Below are 19445 nucleotides of genomic sequence, written 5' to 3'. Positions count from 1 at the left end.
TGACTGTACCCGAGGTCTGGGCGCGGCACAGTTAGCCAATAGGCGAAGTCAATCGCGCCACGCACTGCCAAACCGGCGGTGGCTGGTAGTCCGCCGGCCACACCGCAATAACACCCCCTAGGGTCTGAGGATCGACCGCCAAAGCCTGGCGCCGCGGATCCAAGTCTTGAACGTCAGCCCAGGCCGCGGCCAGGTTTGATGGCGCCAACGTAGCCCGCTCAGAGCCGGCCAAGACCGCGTCCACGCCGGGCCATACCCGCCAGTCGCCGTGCCATTCAATGACCAAATCCGCACATATCGAGCGCAGGTGTTGGGCCAAACCGAAGCCGGTCAAGTCGGTCATAGCATGCGGTGATTTGACCCCGGTCAAATCAACCGAGAGCGGGATGGCATGGGCCAGCCAATGATCAAACGCGCCGCCTCGCACACTCGAGTCCATCAACCCACGCAGCAACAATCCGCTACCCAGCGGCCGCGACAGCCACACCCGATCACCAGGCTGCGGCTGCCCCGGTTTCGCACCGGCGGCACCAAACACCGTCAGGCTAAGGCTGGGCGGCTGACTAATCCAGGTGTGCCCGCCCAGATCCTGACCCAGCCCTAAGCTGCTCAAACCGCCGCTAATCTGGGCCAGGTCGCGGGCTTGCAGTCGGTCCGCGTGCTGCGCCAGTCCAACCGAGCTTAGGTAACCATCCGCGCTGGCACCGGCCACACTCAAATCGCCCAACGCATGCAGCCCGGCAATGCGCGCGAAGCTGTAAGGGTCGCCAATGAAATCGGTCAGCGTATCGACCGTGACGAGCTGTCGGCCGATGGCTGTAAACGAGGCCGCATCGCGCCCGCTGTCAACCGCGCCCAGCGCCTGACGCGCGACTTTGCCGCCGCAGCCCATGCACAAAGGCGCCACCGACTCGGTCGTCGGGGGTGTTGGCATCGGCGCAAACGGCGGCGCAAATTTGCGCATAAAATCGCGGTCGATGCGGTCTTTCAGCCGCCACAGCCAACGGCCCTGGGCCGACAATCTCCCGCGCAGCCCAATCGCACGGCCATCACACAGGTTAATCAGCGCCAGCCACCGGCGTTGAACGCGCCAACGGCGCAAGCGTCCACCGACCAGCCGTGCGCGCAAATTAGCCGCCAGTACCGGGCCTGCACGGACCGCAAACACACCGGCTTTTGGGCGTGCCAGAGACACCATGTCACCCGCTGCAAATATATCCGGCTGACCTTTGAGCTGCAGCGTCGCCTCGATGCACGCGAACCCTGCCTGATCGACCTCAAAACCTGAACTGGCGAGCCACCTGGGGGCCGCCGCTTGGGTATTCCACAGGCAGGCATCAAACGCCAATTCGTCGTCGCCGATGTAAATTCGGTCCGACCCAACCGAGGTCACCGGGCCCACCCGCACGCGCACCTTGGCCGCCGCCAACGCCAGCATCACCGCGCGGCGGACCCGCGCCGGCGCACCCGGCAACACCCCGCCGGCCCCGGTCACCAGCGCAAGCTGTGTACCTGACGCCAGCCCCGCACGTCCAGCCAAGGCGATTTCGACGGCGCCAACACCGCCCCCTACCACCGCCACGCGCAAGCCCGGTTGGCCGGCAGCGCGCTGGCGAATGCGCTGCCAATGACTGACGAAATGGGAAATGGGTTTGACCGGGATGGCGTGGGTTGAGGCCCCCGCCACCGACAGGTCCGGCGTCGCACCGGCGTTCAAGCTGAGCAGGTCATAGTCCAGATCTGGACGCTGCAAACCGCTGGCCGCATCAATCAGGTGAATCCGTTTGGCGGCCGCATCGACGCCGACCACGCGTGCTCGAATCAGTCGCACACCCGCCCACTGGCACAGTGCATGCAGGTCGATATGGCATTCGTCGAGACTGTATTGACCGGCCAAAAAACCCGGCAGCATCCCCGAATACGGGGTCTCGGATTGGCTGTTTATTAGGCTGACGCGCACGCCCGCTATCGGCGCCATCGCGAGCGCGCGAATAACACCGACATGGGCATGGCCACCGCCGACCAACACCAGGTCACGGTCGGCAGGAACGCTATTCATTTAACTGGCGGTGCGCATGGTCACGAACTCTTCAGCCGCCGTCGGGTGAATCCCGACCGTGTCGTCAAAGTGTTGTTTGGTTGCACCGGCTTTGATTGCCACCGCTAGGCCTTGAACGATCTCGCCGGCGTCCGGGCCCAACATTTGGCAACCGATCACGCGCTGGCTTGGGGCATCAACGATCAATTTCATTAATGTCCGCTCATCACGCCCGGACAGGGTGTGGCGCATGGCCCGAAAACCGGACTTAAACACCTGTATATCGTGCCCGGCGTCGCGCGCTTCTTGCTCGGTCAAGCCGACCGTACCGATGTTGGGTTGGCTGAACACGGCGGTTGGGATATCACGGTAATCCATGCTGGCACCGCTTTCATCACCGAACTGGCGGCGCACGAAGACCATGGCTTCGCTGGTGGCCACCGGTGTTAGTTGGTATTGACCACCGACCACGTCACCGAGCGCAAAAACGCTGGGGACATTGGTTTGGTAACCACTATCAACCGGAATCGAGCCGTCGTCACGCGTCTCGACGCCGGCGTTTTCCAAGCCTAAACCGGTGGTATTGGCCACGCGGCCAGCGGCCATTAACACACAGTCGACCACCTGAGGTTCGCGGTCTGCAAACTCGACCCGCAAACTGCCGTCGTCTTGACGCACGATTGCCCTGGGGCTGTCGTTTAAGGCGATTTTGATGCCAGTTTTTTCCATCTCGGCGCTTAGGGCATCGACGATTTCAGGGTCGAAATTACGCAAAATGCGGGGCCCGCGATACGACAGCGTGACCTCGGAGCCTAAGCCATTGAAAATTCCGGCGAACTCGACCGCGACGTAACCGGCACCCACCACCAAAATTCGCTGCGGGAACTCAGGCATGTCAAAGATTTCGTTGCTGGACACACAGTGCTCGATGCCCGGCAGGTCCGGCATTCGTGGCCAACCACCCGTTGCGATCAAAATCCGATCCGCACTGATAGTTTCACCGTCCACTTCGACCGTAGTCGGTCCGGTGACACGGGCGCGCGCATTAAACACGGTGACATCGACGCGGCTCAGCAAACCGTCATAAATCCCATTAAGGCGAGCAATCTCGGCTTTCTTGGCGTCGACCAATTTTGACCAGTCATGACGCGCGGGGCCCAAGCTCCAGCCAAAACCTTCGGCGTCCTGAAACTGGTGCGCGTATTCACTCGCATAGACATACAGCTTTTTCGGCACACAGCCGACATTGACACAGGTACCGCCCATGTAGCGGTCTTCGGCAATCGCAACTCGGGCGCCCGTGGCGGCAGCGGTTCGAGCAGCACGAACTCCGCCTGAACCGGCGCCAATTACGAATAAGTCAAAATGTTGCATGCAATCTCCAAACGGTCGAATCGATCAATGGCCCAGAGCATAACGGGGTTGGCCGGCCACCCCAAGATCAATCCGCCGATCGACCCCATAGCATCGACAAATCGCAGGCAAAAAAAAGCCCCTCATAAAAAAGGGGCTTTTGATGCGGCGATGTTAGCTGGCGTTGGCGGCGAGGGACGCTGCCTGACCTTTCCAATCATCCCGCTCGATACGGCCGGTGAAACGAATGACGGTGCTTTCGAGATTTTCGATGTCCGCTGCGGACAACGAGGCGATCTGGTCGAAGCGCGTGAAGCCCGCCGCATTCAGCTTTTTTTCCAAAGCAGGACCCACACCCGAAATACGGGTCAAGTCATCTTTGCCAGTTGAGTGGCGTTCGGGCTCGATAACGGCCTCCAGCACTTCAACCGGTACCGCCAGCTTTTGAGCCTTGGTTTTAGCTTTGGTTTTAGCTTTGGTAGCGGTTTTCGGCGCCTCGGCTACCACTACCTTAGGGGACTCGATCGCGGGCGCTTCGGCGGCGACGTCGAACACTTCGGTGGTCTGTTGCCACACAGTCTCTGAGGATTGCCAAACGGTTTTAGCCTGGCCTTCGAAAAAGCGCACTTCGTCCAGCGCGTCTTTGAACAGTTTGTCCTGACTGGCTTTGGACTGTTCGATCAAGGCCTGCAGCGAACGATGGCTGTCATCCGTCCATTTAGCCCATTGTTCAAGCGGCATCATGCTCCATGCCAACGACTGTGATGCGATGGTTTGAACTTCTTTAAACATGATCCCGCCCTCTTTGGTGGACTATTGAGTAATTGTGCAACGCAAAATAACATCACGCTTGTTGCAATGCAACATACCTAATTGCACTTGAGTAGTAATACTAAATTCGCTATTCCCACCACAACATTGGAGACTGGTGTAGTTGATTTGACTTAGGACAAGGGACTGCCTCATGCAACTGCCATTGGACCCCGACAGCCGCTGTTCGCACTGCGCAATGGACAAACACTGTTTTCACGAAGCGGCGGTGCCCGAAGCATTCAAAGCTTTTATTAGCGCTCACCAGACCGTCGATAGCGGCCAGGATCTATTCGTTCGGGATCAGTCCGACATACAAGTAGCGGTGGTCCAGAGCGGTGCGTTCAAGCTGACTCAGACCACACCCACGGGGGACCGCCAGATCATTAATGTCGCCCTTCCCGGAGACTACGTTGGCTTGTCGCGTTTGTTTCAACACGCCAGTCCGGTCGCGGCGACCGCGGTCAGCCGCAGCCGCATCTGTTTGCTGGACCATGAGCGCCTGAATGACAACCCGCGCCAGGCCATTCAACTGCTCCGACGCGAACTCGAATCGTCGCGCTGGCACCAGTCACTGGGGATGTACGAAGCGCCGGCGCGAATGGGGCAGTGGTTTCTAAAGTTGGCCGATAACAACGAGCGCCGCGGACTTAGCCGTCAGCGCCTGACGCTGCCGCTGAACCGAACGGAACTGGCGAATTACCTGGTGATGGCACTGGAAACGGTTAGTCGAACGCTGAAAAAGTTACAGACCCAGGGTTTGATTGCGGTCAACGGTAAAACCATCGACATTTTAGACGAAACCGGGGTTCGCGCGCTGGCCTACCCCGACCCGCAATTGATTAGTTAGGCAGGTCGAGATACAGCGACAGCCGGAATAGATCGGCCAACGACCGCGCTTCCATTTTTTCCATGACTCGAGCGCGGTGAATTTCAACCGTGCGTTGGCTGACGCCCAAATCGATACTCATGATTTTGTTTGCCTTGCCTTCGACCATCAACGCCAACACCTCAATTTCACGCGGTGTCAACCGCTCGAATCGGCGACGGGCCTCGGCTGACTCCAAGCTTTCTTTGACCGTTGTCGCGGCTTCCTCGATCGCGCTTTTGATGCGGGTACGCAGTTCCTCGTCTTCGATCGGCTTCAGCAAGTAGTCCATGGCACCATGACGCATGGCTTGAACGGCCGACTCGACATCCTCAAAGGCCGTGGTGAAAATCACCGGTTGCACGAACCCGCGGCTGCGCAGAGCATCCTGAACATCCAAGCCCGACATCGTCGGCATACGCATGTCCAACAACACCACACCAAGTGCGGTACCATCGTATTCAGCGAGAAAAGATTCGCCACTCAGGTACGAACGAACATTTAAGTTCAACGGGGCTAATGCGGCGGCGATTGCAGGTGCCACATCTGGATCATCATCAACAACGTAAACGATCGGCGTTGCTTCCGGCATAGTAGAGAGTACTCAATGGTAAAAGGCGAACCAGGATTATAATACGAATGCATAAGCCCACGGATACGTTCTTGTTCCTGGGGGTACAAGCCCTCGGTGCCGCAAATGACAACCTCGTCAAACAAGCCGCTTTGGTGTTATTCAGCTTCGGTTTAATCCCCCTGGTCGGGGACTCCAGCCTTTGGACCAACGCCGCCTCGGGCCTGTTTATCCTGCCATTCCTATTGTTTTCGAGCTATGCCGGTCGCTGGAGTACGCGCCAAGACTACCGCCGCGCCATGGTAATAATTAAACAACTGGAAATCGTCTGTGCAATCGTCGCCGGCGCTGGAATCCTGTTGAAACAGCCATTATTACTGCTGTTATCTCTATTTCTATTGGGCACGCAAAGTACGTTCTTTGGACCGGTAAAATTTTCCTGGCCAGCACGTGCTGTGGCGCCGAGACAACTGCCCAAGGTAACCGGCATGATCGAGGCCTTGACCTTTGTCGCGATCTTGGCCGGCTCGTTAGTCGGCGGCGCCTTAGTAACGCGACCTGCACTGCTGGTGGCCTTGGTGTTGACGCTGGCCGTCGCGGGCCTATGGATGGCAACGCGGCTGACACCGATGCCGCCACGCAACCCGACACCGGCCCCTTATCATGACGGTGCCGAAACCCGCCGCTGCCGACGATTGATCAGTTGGTTCTGGTTTCTTGGCGCCAGTTACCTGACCCAACTCGGTTTATTGGCTCGCGAACTCATGGGCCTTGGTCCCCAGCACGTCAGCTACTGCCTAGCCGCGTTCGCCATCGGCGTAGCAATCGGCAGCCCACTGTCCGCGCGCGTGCGCCACAGCCACCGCGCGGGCTGGATCGGGCTGATGATTATGGGTCTGTGGCTGCCAGTCGCCGGTGCCAGCGGGATGAGCGCGGGCTTGATCGCGTTGGCGGGGTTGGGGATTGCTGGCGGACTTTACGTAGTGCCGCTGTACGTGCGTCTTCAGACACGGTTATCGGACGACGACTTACCGCAAGCCATTGCCCTTAACAACCGGCTTAACGCGGTTTACATGATTGCATCGGCGGTCGCCGGGATTGGACTACTGAGCGTACTTGGGCTCTCAGCACGCGACTACTTTTGGGTGCTGGCCAGTGCCAGCCTGGTCATGGCACCGACAGTTATGCGCTTTGACCGCCCAATTCCGGATCCTGATCAAACTTAGAGCAGTACTCCTCGTACAACTTTGCAGTTTCGTCCATGACGTCATCCTTGGCCGGCGGCATCTGCAAATAAAAGCCCTGGGCATCGATCTGTTTCAGCACTTCAGTGGCGTCCGCCCGGGCCAGTTTTCGCTGATCCGTTAGCGGCAGCAGCATCACCGACGTGGCCTTGCCAAAGCGCTCCATCAAGGCATCAGGCACACGCTTGAGGCCGTCACTTTTTTCGACGTACAGGTACATCTCGTCTTTATTGGCGCTTTTAAATACCTGGATCAAATGCTTCATAACCATTCCTTCAATAGGGTTGCACGCCAGCCCTGGGGCTGGCTTTTGGCCGCGGCCCAGGCTTCGATGTCTTTACGGCGGGCCAAAAACTCCGGCGCCAGTCCGTGGCGCTCGGCGCAGGCGGTGACTGCAGCCTTAAGCGCCTGATTGGCTTTTTTCTGTTGTGGCGACGGCCGCGTCGGTTTGTCCAACGCAGCCTCCGCCGGCGCCGCACGACCGGCATCGTAGTGCTGTTTCAGTTCGTCCGCGTAGCGCCGTGTCGCACCACCACGGTAGCCAGGCAGCTTGGCCAGATCAGGCCAGCGCTCACAGTCCGCCAATACCAGCAATAGTTCATCGCGGATAACCCGAGAGCGCGCCAGGTTATTCGCCCGCGCGGTTTGATCACGCCAATTGACCATGGCGCGCATGCACGCCATGCCCTGTCCGCTTAGGCTGTGCAACCCTTTGACCCGGTCCATCGGATCAAATGCATTCGCCATCACGCCCCGAATACGGTCCATGGCGGCGCCCTGCTCTTCCATCAGCCAGCCGAGGCGGTCTTTATCGATCAGTTGCTGACGAAGATCCGCAGCAATCGACGGCAAATGGACCACGTCTTGGGCCGCGTAATCGAGCAAATCGCGGGCCAGCGGTCGGCGAGTCCAGTCATTACGGCTTTTCGACTTATCCAGCGGCGCATGGCCAAAGGCCTGGACCAATCCGTCAAGTCCGATCGAAATCGGACCGCCCAACACCGCCCACGCTAACTGCGTGTCGAACCACGGCGATGGCTGCGTGGCGAAATGGTGAGCGAACAATTCCAGGTCCTCGAACCCGGCATGGGTAACCTTGATCTGGTCGGGGTTTTTCATCCATCGCTGGAACGGCGAAAAATCCAGTTCAACCAGCGGATCAACCAAGAATACCTGTTCGGCATTGCCAATTTGGATCAGGCCAGGCTTTGGCCAAAAGGTGTCCTCGCGAACAAACTCGGTGTCGACGCCGATAAAACTATCGGGCTGGCTCAGTGCCTGTTCAAGGCCGGGTTGGTCGGCGACCCACTGCCACTTCATGACCACGACTCGCGGGCGCCCAACGCCAATTCCAGCGTGTTCGGGTCAAGCGACTCGATATCGCCCCCCATCGGGATGCCCCGGGCTAGCCGGGTCAGCGTCACGCCTGGGCACTGGGCTTTGATGTAATGCGCGGTTGCCTCGCCCTCGACGCTACTGGTCAGGGCTAATACCACCTCGGTGACACCGTCACCCACGCGCTTCAATAATTGCGGGATGCGCACCTGGTCCGGGCTGATACCGTCCAACGGTGAGATCAAACCGTTGAGCACAAAATAGTGACCGTCGTGCAAGCCGGCCCGTTCAAAGGCCATCAACTGACCCGGCGACTCGACCACCATCAAGCGGTGGGCGTCGCGTTTGGGGTCGGCACAGATTTGACAAGTCTCGGATTCGGACAGCACGTAACAGGTATGGCAATGGCTGATATCCCGAAGGGCTTGGGCCAATACGGTCGCCAGTTTGCTGGCCTCAGACGGCGTCCGCTCAATCAGGTTGAGGGCCATGCGCTGCGCACTACGTGGCCCCACCCCCGGCAACACCTGCAGCGATCGCTGCAGCTCGTCAAACAGCGGACTGAACGACTTCACGCGCCGCCCGGGCCCATGCCACCCATACCGGGCATCATGCCCATCATCTTGCTTTGCATCAGCTTTTCGAGTTTTTGATTGGCGTCGTTAATGGCTGCGGCCAACAAGTCCTGCAGTACACCTTTGTCATCGCCCATCAGGCTGTCATCAATTTGCACGGCCAGCACGTCACGACCACCGTTCAAGCGCACGCTAACCAAACCGGCGCCAGCCTCGCCCAGGACCTCAAGCTTTAGCATCTCGGCCTGCTGCTCTTGAATTTTGGACTGCATGTCTTTCATCTGGCCCATCAGGTCACCCATGTTAAACATCTACTTATCTCCTTTCGGGGTCACGCTGGACTCGTCGATCTGTGCATCGAAGGTCTCGGACAACCACTTTACGGTGGGCTCGCGAGCGAAATCCACCTTGGCTTGGGCCAAGCGCGCCGCAGCCCGCTGCTCTAATACTTGTGCCGGCGTGGCCAACACAGGTTCGGTCCACTCAATGTCCAAACCGGAAATTTGCTGACCCAAACGTGCCGTCAGTAAGGTCGCGGCACGCTTTTGAAAGGGCTCGCTGAATAACTCTCGAGCGTCCTCGGGAATCCGCAGCCGCGCCTGATTACCCGAAATGCCCAACCATTCGCTGGCACGCAACATCGACTCACCAAACCCGGCGATACCGAGCTCGGCTAGCAAGTCGGTCCATTGCTCCGGCGACAGCTCAGCGCTGGCATTAACCGCCACCGGCGCGGCCGTGAGAGCGGCCGTGGGCGCGGAATCACCCCAGGGCAAATCCACCGCAGACTCAGGCGCGGCCACCGGCTCAGGCGCTGCCACAGGCTCGGGCGCTGCCACAGGCTCGGGCGCTGCCACAGGCTCAGGCGCTGCCACAGGCTCGGGCGCTGCCACAGGCTCGGGCGCTGCCACAGGCTCGGGCGCTGCCACAGGCTCGGGCGCTGCCACAGGCTCGGGCGCTGCCACAGGCTCGGGCGTTGCCACCGGCTCGGGCGCTGCCACCGGCTCGGGCGTTGCCACCGGCTCGGGCGCTGCCACAGGCGTTGCCGAGGCCACCGGATACTCGGTTTGCCGCGCCGGGCGAAACGCCAACAACCGCATGGCCATCATTTCAAACCCGATTCGCTCTTCCGGCGCAAACGCCAAGTCTTGGTAGGCTTGCGTCGCTATCTGGTAATACAGTTGGGCTTCTTCCGGTGCCAACACTGACGGCTTGCCCAAGGTCAGGGCGACCGCCTCGGCGTGCAACGCTCGCTGCAAGGCTTCAATCAGCCCGCCCCACTGGGGTGCTACCTGTGCGGTCTCGGCAATCCAACTGATTACGCCGGCGGCATCGCCCACACTAACCAAACGAATCAAGTCCGGGATCGAGTCTTGACCATGAATCCCCAACATATCGCGCACCGGCGCTGCGGTGACACTGCCGTTGCTAAACGCGATGGCTTGGTCGGTCAGGGTCATGGCATCACGGATACTGCCACGCGCTGCGCGTCCGATCGCGTTCAGCGCCTCGCCGTCGTGCTCGATCGCTTCTTGGGTCAACACGTTAGCCAAATGCGCGGCAATATCGTCCGCCGGCAGATCGCGCAGCCGGAACTGCAAGCAGCGGCTTAACACCGTCATCGGGACTTTTTGCGGATCCGTGGTCGCGAGCAAAAACTTTACGTGAGCCGGAGGCTCTTCGAGAGTTTTCAGCAGCGCATTAAACGAGCTGGCCGAGAGCATGTGGACTTCGTCGATCAGATAGACCTTAAAGCGGCCTTCGCTGGGTGCGTACTGCACGTTTTCCAGCAACTCGCGGGTGTCTTCGACTTTGGTTCGACTGGCCGCGTCGACCTCGATCAGATCGATGAAACGCCCGGCCTCAATCGACTGACAAGTGCCACAGGTCAAACAGGGTGTGGCGGTGACGCCGGTTTCACAGTTTAAACAGCGGGCTAAAATTCGGGCGATACTGGTCTTGCCGACACCGCGGGTGCCAACAAACAAATAAGCATGGTGCAATCGGTCATTGGTGAGCGCGTTGGTCAGCGCTTGAGAGACGTGGTCTTGTCCGACGAGCTGTTGAAAATTACGTGGACGGTATTTCCGGGCCAGTACTTGAGACAAAATACCCTCGCCTTTAATGGAGGCTCCCCCCGTCAGCCACACCCCGGCGCACAATCAACTTGCTACCGTTGCTCCCTTCCGGGCCTGGCGGAGTTTACAAGCGATCACCGCGAGGGGACCGACGGGGGTCACCATTGACCCTTTCTGGGGGTGCGAATTGTGCTAGATACCAGCGCCAGACGCAAGGTTCATCCACAACAATCTAAGGGCCATCACCAGGGACACCACGATCACCAGCGGGCGCGCCACGCGCTCGGCGTGACGCTCGACCAGCAGGGCCCCAATCCAACCGCCAGCCAACTGCCCAACCAGCAAACACACCACAACCGGCCAGAGCACCAGCGCACTGGGCGCAAAAACGATCAGTGCCGCTACATTACTGGCGCCGTTGCACGCCTTGACCATGACCGTGGCCTGGGTCATCGAGGCCTGAGTCACCACCATCAGCAGCGCCAGCATGATCGAGCCCGTGCCCGGCCCCAAAAAACCGTCGTAGGCGCCGGCCAGGCCCATGCTCAAAATCACCAGCGCTGGCGGACAGGCGAAGCGCGGCAGATCCAACCGCGACGCCAGCGCAAAATAGCTGGCAATGGCAAGTAACGCATACGGGATCACCCGTTCAATAAAGGCCGGGTCCAGGCCTTTGAGAATGGATGCCCCGACCAGGCTACCGACAAAGGCTGCCAGCACCGGGTAACGCACCTCGTGCCAGACCAGCAACCCACGCCGCCACAGTCGCCAACTGGCCATCAGCGTGCCGGCAAACGCCGAGCACTTATTGTTGGCAATCGATGCGACAGCGGGTACGCCAAAAAAAATCTGACCGGGAATGACGATCAATCCACCGCCGCCGGCGAGGGTATCCAAAGTACCGGCGGCCAACGCCAGCAACACCAAGCCCAGCGCAAAGCTGGGCGTCAGTTCAAACGCAAGTTCAATCAGGGCAGTACGACGCCCAAACGGGTGGCCACTTCCTGGTAGCTTTCGACCAGGTCACCCAGGTCTTGGCGGAACACGTCCTTGTCCAACTTGCGCAAGGTAGTCGCGTCCCACAAACGGCAGCCGTCAGGACTAAATTCATCACCCAGCACCATGCGCCCTTCAAACAAACCAAATTCCAGTTTGTAATCGACCAAAATCATTCCGGCGGCCAAAAACATTGGCGCCAAAACCGCGTTAACTTGAAGGGTCAGGGCCTCCATTTCGGCCAACTGCTCAGCGCTGGCCCAGCCGAACGTCACACAGTGACTGGCGTTAATCATCGGATCATGCAGCTCATCGTTCTTCAGAAACAGCTCAAACACCGGCGGCGCCAAGGTCGCGCCGTCCTCGACCCCTAAGCGGCGCACGATCGAGCCGGATGCGCGGTTACGCACCACACATTCGACCGGCAACATTTGCAAACGCTTAACCAACACATTGTTGGCATCAATCCGGCGTTCGAAATGCGTCTCGATACCGGCCGCACTCAAAGCCGTCATCACATGCTCATCAACCGCGCTGTTGACCAATCCCTTGCGCGCCAGAGACGCAGTCTTGCCACCATCAAACGCGCTGGTGTCGTTGCGAAACTCCATTACCACGTAATTCGGATCCGCAGTTTCCCACGCCGTTTTGGCTTTACCTTCGTAAAGGGCCTTGAGCTTATCCATGTGCTAACTCCGTCAGATCTATCCAGGTGCAGCCGTCAGTTTGGCTGGCTATTTCAAAATGGGTGTGGCTTGGCACCACCGGGTTCAGGGCTTGGTGGACCAAATCGCAATGGTTGTTTTTTTCGCTCAGATGACAGGCCACCACCCGCTTCAAGCGCGGACCGGCGATCTGTTCCAGCAACTGAGCTGACTGCTGGTTGCTTAGATGCCCAAAATCACCGCCGACTCGGGCCCGCAATTTCGGCGGGTACGGCCCGTTTTGAAGCATCTGTGGGTCGTAGTTAGCTTCCAGTAACACCGCGTCCAACTCTTGAAAGGCATTGACCACGTGGCGGCTAATACTGCCAAGGTCGGTACACACGCCCAGACGCTTTTGGTTCCACTCGAACACAAACTGGGTCGGTTCGCGAGCATCATGCGGCACCAACACCGGGGTTATCTTGATGTCCCCAACCACAAACTGGTGGCCGTCACGCAGACGCACAAAGGGTTCGATCTTGGCGCCATGCGCAGTGCCCTCAGAGGCATGCACCGGGACTTGCCACGCCTGGCCCATGCGCCGCGCGGCCTGGGCATGGTCGCCGTGTTCGTGGGTGATCACGACCGCGTCAATGCGGTCTTTGCTGACCCCAATCGCATCCAACCGACTGGCCGTTTCTTTGATGCTGAATCCAGCATCCAACAGCAGCGCAGTCGACTCCGTTCGGATCAGCGTGCAGTTACCCTTGCTACCGGATCCGAGCGAGATCGCCTGCATTAAATCAATTGCTCGGCGATCTTCAATAACAGTTCTTCGGCGCCGGACAGCGTGCCGCCCTGGCCAAGGTCTTGGACGTCGATCAATGCACGCTCACCTTCAAAGCTCAGATTGACTTGATACAGCGCCTCCAAATCCTCGGTCACCGAGACAAAGGCCCGGGTCAGCAGGTTCAGCTCGTCCAAGCGGCGACGGTCACTATCGGAAAGGTAGCGGCCTTGAATACGGGCGCCGCCTTGGTCCTCAAATTCAAGCACGAAACCACTGTCGCTAAGGGCGTTTAGCAAGCTGTCCCAGGTGCGCTCCGGCGCAATCCGGACCGCGATCGCCAAGCTGCCGTCGTCTCGTTCCAAACGCTCGACTCGGGGCTGTGCGCCACGCCCTAATCCGACCGCCGAGACCCGGCGACCCGACTGTTTGGCGTCTGCCAACCAGACCCCAAATTCGTCCAACCACAGCGCCATGGTGGCGCTGTCAAAGGTATCACCCGTGGCCGACGGTGCCGGACGCGTGGCCGCGCTTGCGACCACCATCTGGGCGCGAATTTCGGTCGAATCAACGGCTAAGCCCGGCGCCACATCGACGATCACGCGACGCCACCCGTCCGCGGCACCGGGCAAGTATCGAATCAAGTCGCTGTCGGAACGGCCACTGGCGACCCCGCTCAACCAGCCGGACTGAATGCGGGCTTGGTTCCGATTCGGTACGATCCCGACGCCATTGGTTTCAAAAAAAGCGGTCAATTCGGGCCAGACTTCTTCGGGCAGCGCATCGACCCGCAAATAGGCGGTTGTATCACTCTCGACGCGCTGAATGGCGCTGGTCTGAAGGCTGGGATCGACCACCGGGGCCTCGGGGATCACGAACCCGGTGTTGCCGGCGCCTTTGACCGGCGCGTCAACGCCGGGAATCGGAAAAGCTTCTTGTGGCGCCGCCAAATCGTATTCACTGGGCAGTTCGATCGGGGCCAACACGTAGGCTTTTTGATAGTCCGCCGCACGGTCCTCAAAGGTGTTCTTCATCGGGCCGACACAACCGGCCAACGCCAGGGCAATCAAAGACAGCGAAATTCGCATTAAATTAGCTCCGCCTGGCGCATTGCGGCCTGCAGCATGGGGTAATGTTTAGGATCCGTCTCAACCAACGGTAAGCGCACGTGGTTGCCGATCATGCCCAATTGCGCAAGGCAATACTTGGCCGGCGACGGTGACGATTCGATGAACAGGCCCGTGTTCAGCCCCAGCATCTTCTCGTTGGCCGCTCGTGCACCGACCGCATCGCCGGCCAACGCGCATTCCATGGCCTGACTCATCAAACTGGGGGCGACGTTGGCGGTCACGCTGATGTTGCCCTGCCCGCCCATCAACGTCAGTTCGACGGCCGTGTTGTCGTCACCCGAGATGACCAAAAAATCGTCCGGGCAGTTATCCAAGAGATAGCGGCCACGGGCGAGGTCGCCGGTGGCGTCCTTGATGCCGATAATGCGGTCAAAGTCACGCCCCAAGGCCAGCGCGGTGTCACCGTCAAGATCGGCCACGGTTCGTCCCGGCACGTTGTACAGCAACATCGGCAGCCCAGTATTTTCAGCAATGGCTTTGAAGTGGGCGTAAATGCCGCGTTGGCAGGGTTTGTTGTAGTACGGCACCACCGACAGGCTGATATCGGCCCCGGCTTGCTCTGCCGCAATGGTCGTTTCGATCGCCTCGGCAGTCGAATTTGAACCCGTTCCGGCAATCACCGGCACGCGCTTGTTGACGCGTTTGACGGTGTGAGCGGTGACGGCGTTGTGCTCGGCGTGGCTCAGCGTGGCGGACTCACCGGTGGTACCGACGGCCACGATTGCGTGTGTCCCGGCCTCGATGTGAAATTCAATCAAACGATCAAGCGCGTCGTAGTCGACCTGACCGGCTGCATCGAAGGGGGTGACCAGCGCCACCATACTGCCTTGAAGCATTACTAACTCCTTTTTTCCGTGGCCGCGATGCTACCTGCCACGGGTTTTTTGCTCAATACATACCTTGTTTAACTGCCACACGGCCGCACTGTTTAAACACACTCATAGTTAAGTTCAAAGGACGCATGATGCTCGAAGTCGGCCAGCCCTGCCCTCAGTTTTCAACCACCCTGGATAACGGCGACAGCCTCACTACAGACCAACTGCTGGGACGCCCTTTTGCGGTGTTTTTCTACCCCCGAGCGGACACCCCCGGATGCACCAAGGAAAGCATCGCGTTCAGTGCGCTGAAACCCCAGTTCGATGCCCTTGGCGTGCGTGTACTGGGCGCGTCCAAGGACCCAGTCGCCAAGCAGGGCAAGTTTCGGGACAAGCACAGCCTGACCGTTGAGCTGATTGCCGACGACGAAAGCGATGTGTGTGAGCAATTCGGCGTCTGGCAAGAAAAATCCATGTACGGCAAGACCTACATGGGCGTGACCCGCTCAACATTTTTGTTCAACGCCAACGGCGTGCTGGTTGAGTCATGGCCGAAGGTCAAAGTCGACGGCCACCCTGAAGCCGTGCTGCAGGCCGCTCAGTCGCTGTGAACTAACTCGGCTTTGCGCTGGACCACTGGCCAGGCTGACACCACAGCCTTGGCCAAAGTGGCCAATGGAATGGCGAAGAAGACCCCCCAAAAGCCCCAAATCCCACCAAACAATAGCACCGCGATGATGATCGCCACCGGGTGCAAATTGACCACCTCAGAAAACAACAAGGGTACCAAGACGTTACCGTCCAGGGCTTGGATCAGGGCGTACACACCCAACACCCAGAAAAAGTCGCTGCCCCACCCAAACTGGATAAAGGCAACCGCGGCCACCGGCACCGTCACCACCGCTGCGCCAATGTACGGCACGATCACACTCAGCCCGACCAACAATGCCAGCAACGCAGCGTAGCGCAGGTCCAGCATGACAAAGGCCAAAAAGGTGACCGCACCGACAATCGCTATTTCGAGTGCTTTGCCACGTACGTAGTTGGACACCTGGTGCTGCATTTCCGCCCACACCTGGGCCATGATTGGGCGACGATCCGGCAACGCGCGTCCAATCGCAGCCAGCAGCAAATCCCCGTCTTTCATAAAGAAAAATACCAAAATCGGCACCAACACCAAGTAAATCAGCACGCCCAGCAAGTTCGGTAGGCTTTCCAGTGAAAATGACAGCAGCCATTGGCCAATGCTCGACACCTGTTGGCCGACCTGGTTCACCAGCAAATTGATCTGCTCGGCGCTAAAGTAGTCCGGATAGCGTTCGGTCAATACCAACAATTGGCTTTGAACGCCGGCGACCAGACGCGGCAACTCCGTAATGAAGCTTTCCACCTGGGCCAAAATGGCCGGCACGACGCCAACCACAAAGCCGATAAACCCCGAAACGGCGGCCAAAAATACCACCAACACCGCCGCGGTGTGGCCGATGCCAACCGACTGCAATCGATTGACGCCGCCCTGCATCATGAACGCAAGCACCAGCGCGGTCAGGACCGGCGCCAATGGCCGGCCCAACCAAATAATGATGCCAAAACAAGCGATCAGCAGCACCGAGAACAGAATCGCTTCCTCGTCTGAAAAGTAACGATCCATCCAGCCGCGAATTACGTTTATCAAAATGGTTTCCCAATAGTGAAGGTCAAAAGTTGATCGCCATGGTCGACACGGCAGGCAGCACCCACCCGCGCCGCCCAGGTCGGGATGTCGCGATCGGCACCCGGATCGTCCGCCAACAACGTCAGCGACCCACCCGGCGCCAAGGTCGAGTAACCGAGCTTAGCCTTTAACAGCGGCATTGGGCAGGCCAGTCCGCGACAATCGATCAGTGTAGTGTCTGACACGGCACTTATTTTCCTTGGATGACGCGCTATGCTATCGCCATGATTCTACGCATCCTTGCCCTATTGTTAAGCCTGAATGTCGCCACCTCCGGTGCCAGCACTCGAGAAGAGCGCGACATTGGTCGTGACTTCGCTCGCCAACTCTACCAAAGCGCCGACATTGAAACGGACCCGGTGTTGCTCGGCGCCCTCAGCCGCCTGACGTTACCACTGATCCAAGCCAGTGAATGGCGCGACGAACCGCTGTACCTCATCCTAATCGACAACCCGGAACTGAACGCCTTTGCCGCCCCAGGCGGCGTCATTGGTGTCCACACTGGGCTATTCAGTGCCGCTCGCCAGAGCGACCAAGTGGCGTCGGTGCTGGCGCATGAAATTGCCCACCTGACCCAGCGCCACTTTGGCCGCCGCCAAGAGGACAGCAAACGTCTGCAAGCCGCCTACCTAGCCGGAACCTTGGTCGCTTTGGCCGCCGGTTTGGGCGGCGACCCGACGCTGGGAACCGCCACCCTGAGCGCGACCCAAGCGGCGACCATCGACCAAGTGTTGTCATTTTCCCGGGCCCACGAGCGCGAAGCCGACCAGCTGGGACTGGAACTACTGGCCAAGGCCGGCCACGACCCCGCCGCTATGGTCGGCATGTTCAAGCGCATGCAGGATCAACAACGCCTTAGCTCACAACCGCTGCCGTACCTGAGCACCCACCCGGTCAGCGTCGAGCGCATCGCCGACACCCAGGCGCGCACCGGCAAAACCGGTGCCGAGGGCGGCGATGCCGAATTCAGCTACTGGCTCAGCCGCATTGGCACGCCATCAGCCACCCAAAGCGGTGGCGATCGGGTCGGCTACCAACAAGCGATCGAGGCTGCACTGACCGCACAGGACTGGGACGGCGTCGTCGCCATCGCCTCGGATGCGCGCTTTAGTTTTCCGAATGATCTGGCAATCGGGGTATGGGAAGCACAGGCACTGGATCGGCTCGACCGGACCGCCGACGCGTTGGCCCGATTAGAAGCCCTGAGCCAGCACCATCGCGCCCTGGCCCAACCTTATGTCTGGGCCCGTGATATGGCGCGTTTGCGTGGCTGGACACCGGAATTCAACTTTTATGCGGGCATGGCCGCCATTCGCCAAGGCGACTCGGACGAGGCCCAGCGTTTTTTTAACAGCGCCGCCAGCCAAGGTGGCGCCATCGCCGCCCGCGCTAAGGCCCAGTTACGCGCGCTGGAATTCAACCATTCGCGTTAATGAACGCAAGGCGCCAATACGCGTGGCCTCATCCACCTCGATGCTGTGGCCGACGCCGTCACTGTGCAAACAGTTCACCAGACGCTCTAGGCTGTTCATGGCCATCCACGGGCAATGAGCGCAACTAACACAGTCGCCACCGACGCCGCGAGTTGGCGCTTCTAATAGCACTTTGTCCGGCACCGCCTGGCGCATCTTGTAAAAAATACCCTTGTCCGTGGCGACAATTAAATGGCTATGCGGCAAACGGCGCGCGGCTTCAATTAACTGTTTAGTCGATCCGACGGCATCGGCCATGGCGACCATTTCATCCGGGCTTTCCGGGTGCACCAAAATCGCCGCCTGCGGATAAATGCGCTTAATGTCATCCAACCCGCGCGTGCGAAACTCCTCGTGCACGATGCAGGCCCCGTCCCACAGCAGCATGTCCGCCCCGGTTTGCTTTTGCACGTAGCCGCCAAGGTGCTTGTCCGGCGCCCACAGAATCGATTTGCCCTGCGCGTGCAGGTGCTCGACCACCTCGACCGCGATCGATGAGGTCACCACCCAATCCGCTTCGGCCTTAACCGCCGCCGAGGTATTGGCATACACCACCGCAACATGATCCGGGTATTGGCGTCGCCAGGCACGATAAGCGCCCGCCTCGCATCCGATATCCAGCGAACAAGTGGCCGCCAGCTGAGGCATCCATACGCGTTTTTCCGGGCTCAGGATCTTAGCCGTCTCGCCCATAAAGCTGACCCCCGCCACCACCAGGGTCGATGCCTCAGCGGTTTGACCAAAGCGCGCCATGTCCAGCGAATCGCTGACACAGCCGCCAGTCGCCTCGGCCAGTGCCTGCAATGATTCATCAACGTAGTAATGGGCGACCAAAGTCGCGTCCTTAGCCCGCAGTAACGCAGTCGCCTGTTCAACCAGCTCGGCTTCACGCGCGGCGCTGACTGGCGCCGGCAGCGATACCTGGTCCAGGTAGTTGCGGACGACTTGCTGGCTGGCCGCGTAATCAGTGGCACTCATAACGTTCTCCTAAGGGGGCCCTAGGATACGGGTGCAA

Annotated in this window: 21 protein-coding genes and 1 other RNA gene; 4 read left to right on the top strand and 18 right to left on the bottom strand. The window is 59.5% G+C overall.

Annotation, left to right across the window (positions count from 1 at the left end; genetic code table 11):
* Positions 1 to 31: 31 nt before the first annotated feature.
* From GH975_RS05310 to GH975_RS05300, 3 genes are all read right to left on the bottom strand, one after another.
* On the bottom strand, positions 32 to 2059 hold the full coding sequence (locus GH975_RS05310; protein WP_153713530.1) for an FAD-dependent oxidoreductase: 2028 nt from the start codon (positions 2057 to 2059) through the stop codon (positions 32 to 34).
* On the bottom strand, positions 2060 to 3412 hold the full coding sequence (gorA, locus tag GH975_RS05305; protein WP_153713529.1) for a glutathione-disulfide reductase: 1353 nt from the start codon (positions 3410 to 3412) through the stop codon (positions 2060 to 2062). It abuts the gene before it with no gap.
* Between the two features lie 153 nt (positions 3413 to 3565).
* Positions 3566 to 4183 carry a hypothetical protein gene (locus GH975_RS05300; protein ID WP_153713528.1) on the bottom strand — a complete coding sequence of 206 codons (618 nt, stop codon included), beginning with the start codon at positions 4181 to 4183 and terminating at the stop codon, positions 3566 to 3568.
* A gap of 172 nt (positions 4184 to 4355) precedes the next feature.
* On the opposite strand from GH975_RS05300, the gene GH975_RS05295 reads away from it, so the two are divergent.
* On the top strand, positions 4356 to 5051 hold the full coding sequence (locus tag GH975_RS05295; protein ID WP_153713527.1) for a Crp/Fnr family transcriptional regulator: 696 nt from the start codon (positions 4356 to 4358) through the stop codon (positions 5049 to 5051).
* Here GH975_RS05295 and GH975_RS05290 read toward each other — a convergent pair.
* On the bottom strand, positions 5044 to 5661 hold the full coding sequence (locus GH975_RS05290; RefSeq protein ID WP_153713526.1) for a response regulator transcription factor: 618 nt from the start codon (positions 5659 to 5661) through the stop codon (positions 5044 to 5046). The genes GH975_RS05295 and GH975_RS05290 overlap by 8 nt on opposite strands.
* Before the next feature lie 47 nt (positions 5662 to 5708).
* On the opposite strand from GH975_RS05290, the gene GH975_RS05285 reads away from it, so the two are divergent.
* Entirely contained in the window at positions 5709 to 6866 is a 1158-nt protein-coding gene (locus GH975_RS05285; RefSeq protein ID WP_153713525.1) for an acyl-[ACP]--phospholipid O-acyltransferase, read from the top strand.
* Here the strand turns inward: GH975_RS05285 and GH975_RS05280 are convergent.
* From GH975_RS05280 to dapA, 11 genes are all read right to left on the bottom strand, one after another.
* Entirely contained in the window at positions 6823 to 7149 is a 327-nt protein-coding gene (locus GH975_RS05280; protein WP_153713524.1) for a YcgL domain-containing protein, read from the bottom strand. The genes GH975_RS05285 and GH975_RS05280 overlap by 44 nt on opposite strands.
* The gene (locus GH975_RS05275; protein WP_153713523.1) at positions 7146 to 8204 is read right to left on the bottom strand and encodes a ribonuclease D; all 1059 of its coding nucleotides are present in this window, start codon (positions 8202 to 8204) and stop codon (positions 7146 to 7148) included. The genes GH975_RS05280 and GH975_RS05275 overlap by 4 nt, the downstream gene beginning before the upstream one ends.
* Positions 8201 to 8794, bottom strand: coding sequence for a recombination mediator RecR (gene recR, locus GH975_RS05270; RefSeq protein ID WP_153713522.1), 594 nt, complete (start codon positions 8792 to 8794; stop codon positions 8201 to 8203). The genes GH975_RS05275 and recR overlap by 4 nt, the downstream gene beginning before the upstream one ends.
* Complete coding sequence (locus GH975_RS05265) at positions 8791 to 9105, bottom strand: YbaB/EbfC family nucleoid-associated protein (RefSeq protein ID WP_153713521.1); 315 nt, start codon at positions 9103 to 9105, stop codon at positions 8791 to 8793. Before GH975_RS05265 ends, recR begins: the two co-directional genes overlap by 4 nt.
* The gene (gene dnaX, locus GH975_RS05260) at positions 9106 to 10902 is read right to left on the bottom strand and encodes a DNA polymerase III subunit gamma/tau (RefSeq protein WP_246164765.1); all 1797 of its coding nucleotides are present in this window, start codon (positions 10900 to 10902) and stop codon (positions 9106 to 9108) included.
* A 27-nt stretch (positions 10903 to 10929) separates the two neighbouring features.
* Positions 10930 to 11026, bottom strand: an RNA gene (gene ffs, locus GH975_RS05255) — signal recognition particle sRNA small type.
* A gap of 38 nt (positions 11027 to 11064) precedes the next feature.
* Positions 11065 to 11796, bottom strand: coding sequence for a TSUP family transporter (locus GH975_RS05250; RefSeq protein ID WP_170272550.1), 732 nt, complete (start codon positions 11794 to 11796; stop codon positions 11065 to 11067).
* A gap of 44 nt (positions 11797 to 11840) precedes the next feature.
* Positions 11841 to 12554: a phosphoribosylaminoimidazolesuccinocarboxamide synthase gene (gene purC, locus GH975_RS05245; protein ID WP_153713519.1), complete on the bottom strand. Its 714-nt coding sequence runs from the start codon at positions 12552 to 12554 to the stop codon at positions 11841 to 11843.
* Positions 12547 to 13311 (bottom strand): MBL fold metallo-hydrolase, encoded by a 765-nt coding sequence (locus tag GH975_RS05240; protein ID WP_153713518.1) that lies wholly within the window; start codon positions 13309 to 13311, stop codon positions 12547 to 12549. Before GH975_RS05240 ends, purC begins: the two co-directional genes overlap by 8 nt.
* The gene (locus GH975_RS05235; protein WP_153713517.1) at positions 13311 to 14387 is read right to left on the bottom strand and encodes an outer membrane protein assembly factor BamC; all 1077 of its coding nucleotides are present in this window, start codon (positions 14385 to 14387) and stop codon (positions 13311 to 13313) included. Before GH975_RS05235 ends, GH975_RS05240 begins: the two co-directional genes overlap by 1 nt.
* Positions 14387 to 15265 carry a 4-hydroxy-tetrahydrodipicolinate synthase gene (gene dapA / locus GH975_RS05230; protein ID WP_153713516.1) on the bottom strand — a complete coding sequence of 293 codons (879 nt, stop codon included), beginning with the start codon at positions 15263 to 15265 and terminating at the stop codon, positions 14387 to 14389. The genes GH975_RS05235 and dapA overlap by 1 nt, the downstream gene beginning before the upstream one ends.
* Before the next feature lie 128 nt (positions 15266 to 15393).
* Between dapA and GH975_RS05225 the strand changes: the two genes are divergently transcribed.
* The gene (locus GH975_RS05225) at positions 15394 to 15855 is read left to right on the top strand and encodes a peroxiredoxin (RefSeq protein ID WP_153713515.1); all 462 of its coding nucleotides are present in this window, start codon (positions 15394 to 15396) and stop codon (positions 15853 to 15855) included.
* On the opposite strand, the gene GH975_RS05220 is transcribed toward GH975_RS05225, so the two are convergent.
* Both GH975_RS05220 and GH975_RS05215 read right to left on the bottom strand, forming a co-directional pair.
* On the bottom strand, positions 15843 to 16919 hold the full coding sequence (locus GH975_RS05220) for an AI-2E family transporter (protein WP_153713514.1): 1077 nt from the start codon (positions 16917 to 16919) through the stop codon (positions 15843 to 15845). The genes GH975_RS05225 and GH975_RS05220 overlap by 13 nt on opposite strands.
* Positions 16916 to 17143: a sulfurtransferase TusA family protein gene (locus tag GH975_RS05215; protein ID WP_211365844.1), complete on the bottom strand. Its 228-nt coding sequence runs from the start codon at positions 17141 to 17143 to the stop codon at positions 16916 to 16918. Before GH975_RS05215 ends, GH975_RS05220 begins: the two co-directional genes overlap by 4 nt.
* Before the next feature lie 39 nt (positions 17144 to 17182).
* Between GH975_RS05215 and GH975_RS05210 the strand changes: the two genes are divergently transcribed.
* Positions 17183 to 18391 carry a M48 family metalloprotease gene (locus GH975_RS05210; protein ID WP_170272549.1) on the top strand — a complete coding sequence of 403 codons (1209 nt, stop codon included), beginning with the start codon at positions 17183 to 17185 and terminating at the stop codon, positions 18389 to 18391.
* On the opposite strand, the gene nadA is transcribed toward GH975_RS05210, so the two are convergent.
* A complete protein-coding gene (gene nadA / locus GH975_RS05205; RefSeq protein ID WP_153713512.1) occupies positions 18359 to 19408 on the bottom strand; it encodes a quinolinate synthase NadA in 1050 nt (349 codons plus the stop codon). The genes GH975_RS05210 and nadA overlap by 33 nt on opposite strands.
* Between the last annotated feature and the right edge of the window lie 37 nt (positions 19409 to 19445).

The organism is Litorivicinus lipolyticus (assembly GCF_009650135.1).
In the GTDB taxonomy this organism is placed as follows: Bacteria; Pseudomonadota; Gammaproteobacteria; order Pseudomonadales; family Litorivicinaceae; genus Litorivicinus; species Litorivicinus lipolyticus.
Note: the sequence above shows the minus strand (reverse complement) of the source record. Positions and strands in the feature narration are given on the sequence as shown.

Excerpts from the sequence above, each read along its gene's own strand:
- purC (WP_153713519.1), bottom strand. The coding sequence starts at position 12,554 with ATGGATAAGCTCAAGGCCCTTTACGAAGGTAAAGCCAAAACGGCGTGG.
- GH975_RS05280 (WP_153713524.1), bottom strand. The coding sequence starts at position 7,149 with ATGAAGCATTTGATCCAGGTATTTAAAAGCGCCAATAAAGACGAGATG.
- GH975_RS05300 (WP_153713528.1), bottom strand. The coding sequence starts at position 4,183 with ATGTTTAAAGAAGTTCAAACCATCGCATCACAGTCGTTGGCATGGAGC.
- gorA (WP_153713529.1), bottom strand. The coding sequence starts at position 3,412 with ATGCAACATTTTGACTTATTCGTAATTGGCGCCGGTTCAGGCGGAGTT.
- GH975_RS05240 (WP_153713518.1), bottom strand. The coding sequence starts at position 13,311 with ATGCAGGCGATCTCGCTCGGATCCGGTAGCAAGGGTAACTGCACGCTG.
- nadA (WP_153713512.1), bottom strand. The coding sequence starts at position 19,408 with ATGAGTGCCACTGATTACGCGGCCAGCCAGCAAGTCGTCCGCAACTAC.
- GH975_RS05265 (WP_153713521.1), bottom strand. The coding sequence starts at position 9,105 with ATGTTTAACATGGGTGACCTGATGGGCCAGATGAAAGACATGCAGTCC.
- GH975_RS05210 (WP_170272549.1), top strand. The coding sequence starts at position 17,183 with ATGATTCTACGCATCCTTGCCCTATTGTTAAGCCTGAATGTCGCCACC.
- GH975_RS05225 (WP_153713515.1), top strand. The coding sequence starts at position 15,394 with ATGCTCGAAGTCGGCCAGCCCTGCCCTCAGTTTTCAACCACCCTGGAT.
- dapA (WP_153713516.1), bottom strand. The coding sequence starts at position 15,265 with ATGCTTCAAGGCAGTATGGTGGCGCTGGTCACCCCCTTCGATGCAGCC.
- GH975_RS05235 (WP_153713517.1), bottom strand. The coding sequence starts at position 14,387 with ATGCGAATTTCGCTGTCTTTGATTGCCCTGGCGTTGGCCGGTTGTGTC.
- GH975_RS05290 (WP_153713526.1), bottom strand. The coding sequence starts at position 5,661 with ATGCCGGAAGCAACGCCGATCGTTTACGTTGTTGATGATGATCCAGAT.
- GH975_RS05275 (WP_153713523.1), bottom strand. The coding sequence starts at position 8,204 with ATGAAGTGGCAGTGGGTCGCCGACCAACCCGGCCTTGAACAGGCACTG.
- GH975_RS05310 (WP_153713530.1), bottom strand. The coding sequence starts at position 2,059 with ATGAATAGCGTTCCTGCCGACCGTGACCTGGTGTTGGTCGGCGGTGGC.
- GH975_RS05295 (WP_153713527.1), top strand. The coding sequence starts at position 4,356 with ATGCAACTGCCATTGGACCCCGACAGCCGCTGTTCGCACTGCGCAATG.
- GH975_RS05285 (WP_153713525.1), top strand. The coding sequence starts at position 5,709 with ATGCATAAGCCCACGGATACGTTCTTGTTCCTGGGGGTACAAGCCCTC.